The following is a 335-nucleotide window of genomic DNA, read 5'->3' as shown; positions in this document are numbered from 1 at the left end:
AAAATGACAAGAGAACAAGCAGAATTAATTATAAAAGAAGAAAAGTTAATCTATGTAACTTGGCGTGATTATGATTATACAGCAGGAGAATATCATTTTACAATTTGGTTTAATCCTAATAATAATAAATACGAAGCTGTTTATATTGGAGAAAGGGGCGGTGTTGAAGATGAATATTCTTTTGATAGTGAAAAAGAAGCCATTGATAAAATGTTGCAGATGAATTATAAGCAAAAAAAATACGATGGAAAAGACATTAAAGAATATCTAACAAAAGAAGTAGCATTAAGAATCATCCAAGAAGAAAAGTTAGAAGTGATTTGGTATGATGAAGC

At 28.7% G+C, this 335-nt stretch carries 1 pseudogene; it reads left to right on the top strand.

The features are described 5' to 3' along the window. Positions 1 to 335: pseudogene (locus AJN60_RS05710) on the top strand (hypothetical protein); the annotation flags it as partial.

The sequence above is a fragment of the Campylobacter sp. BCW_4323 genome (assembly GCF_001763115.1).
GTDB classification, from domain to species: domain Bacteria; phylum Campylobacterota; class Campylobacteria; order Campylobacterales; family Campylobacteraceae; genus Campylobacter_D; species Campylobacter_D jejuni.
Note: the sequence above shows the minus strand (reverse complement) of the source record. Positions and strands in the feature narration are given on the sequence as shown.